The sequence below is a fragment of the Caballeronia sp. M23-90 genome (assembly GCF_053574605.1).
On the sequence record NZ_JBSIPA010000814.1, the window covers coordinates 1 to 1,353 of the forward strand.

At 63.3% G+C, this 1,353-nt stretch carries 3 protein-coding genes; 1 reads left to right on the forward strand and 2 read right to left on the reverse strand.

Annotation, left to right across the window (positions count from 1 at the left end; all coding sequences use genetic code 11):
* Together ACRXB1_RS36090 and ACRXB1_RS36095 are read right to left on the reverse strand one after the other, a co-directional pair.
* On the reverse strand, nucleotides 1–195 hold a 195-nt coding region (locus tag ACRXB1_RS36090), incomplete at its 3' end, for a hypothetical protein (protein ID WP_449494781.1).
* 103 nt (nucleotides 196–298) lie between these two features.
* Nucleotides 299–817, reverse strand: coding sequence for an ankyrin repeat domain-containing protein (locus ACRXB1_RS36095; protein ID WP_086382463.1), 519 nt, complete (start codon nucleotides 815–817; stop codon nucleotides 299–301).
* 336 nt (nucleotides 818–1,153) lie between these two features.
* Between ACRXB1_RS36095 and ACRXB1_RS36100 the strand changes: the two genes are divergently transcribed.
* Nucleotides 1,154–1,353 (forward strand): DUF938 domain-containing protein (locus ACRXB1_RS36100; protein WP_449494782.1); only part of this gene is annotated, 200 nt, incomplete at its 3' end.

Here is a 1,353-nt window from a genome sequence, read left to right on the forward strand (position 1 = left end):
TTCGGGCTCGCTCGCCGGCTGCGGCGTCGACAAATCGATGATCGGCGCCGCCGGCTGTGTCGGGAACAGGCTGCACCCGGACATGACCGTGACAAACGCCAGCCCGATAAGGATGGCAAGCATCCTGGCAATCGTGCGCCAGTGCCAGTCGTACGCTCGAAGCGGGAAGCCACCCCGCGGGAAGCCGCCACTCATCACAAGAGCTCCATGTTGCCGGATCGCCTTCAAAAGGGTCGTGCGCCGCCAATCAGAATGATCGATGGCGCGGGTTGATCGGTAAAACGCTGACTCGGAAAAGTCAGACGCCCGGCGGCCGCGACTTCGCTTCGGTTGCCTGGGCGAGACGCGCGACGGTGTCGGGGGCGCCCATTTTCGCGGCAGCGTCGCGTGCGGTAAAGCCGTTTGCGTCTTTTGCGTCCGGATTTGCGCCGTGCGCGATCAGGAACTCGACCATTTCCACACGATTGAACATGGCCGCGATCATCAGCGCCGTGCGGCCATCGGGCGATGCGCCTTCGACGTCCGCACCGTGTTCCAGCAATGCTTCGATGACCGGCTTGTAGCCCTTGAACGCCGCGCCCGCAATCGGTGTCTGGCCGTTGTCGTTGCGCAGGTTCGGATCGGCTTTGTGTTGCAGCAGCACGCGCACGGCGTCGGCATGGCCGTGATAGCTCGCGAGCATCACGAGGGTGTCGCCCTTGTCGTTGCGCATGTTCGGCGGCAGGCCTTTGTGCAGCAGCGCGTCGAGCATGGGGGCGTCGCCGCGGCGGGCGGTATCGAAGACTTCAGCCGCGAAGTTGATGAGTTCTTCGCTCATCGTTTCTTGATTCGGCTTCTGCTCGCCGGAAGGGGTATCGGTTGGCATGAAAGGCTCCATGGAGTGGGATGAACCAGGCGGCCGGGCACGATGCACTGGCCCGTGGCGGGTCGTTCCTCAGGGTTTCGGGTGCTGGTATTCGGTGCTGCATTCGGTCCTGCGCCTCAAGTGCGTCAGGATACACAGATTTGATCGAGGGCCGCACGAGGTAGCAGGATTCGGGCCTCGTGAGAGCGCGTGAGCCGAGGCGTATGGTTCTGAGTTGCTACGGATCTTTTCTTGACCCGCGCAAACCGCGCGCTTACGCTCGCCACCAATTCCTCTGGAGACGCATCTTTGAACGCCAGTCATTCCGACAATCCCGACCCCCTGCGCCGTATTGCACCGGCAGCCACGCGCAACCGCGACGTGATCCGCGATGTCCTCGTGCGTGTATTGCCGAAGAGCGGGATCGTTCTCGAAATCGCAAGCGGCACCGGACAGCACGCGGTCCACATCGCCGCCGCACTGCCGGAGCTCACCTGGCAGCCGAGCGA

Excerpts from the sequence above, each read along its gene's own strand:
- ACRXB1_RS36095 (WP_086382463.1), bottom strand. The coding sequence starts at position 817 with ATGAGCGAAGAACTCATCAACTTCGCGGCTGAAGTCTTCGATACCGCC.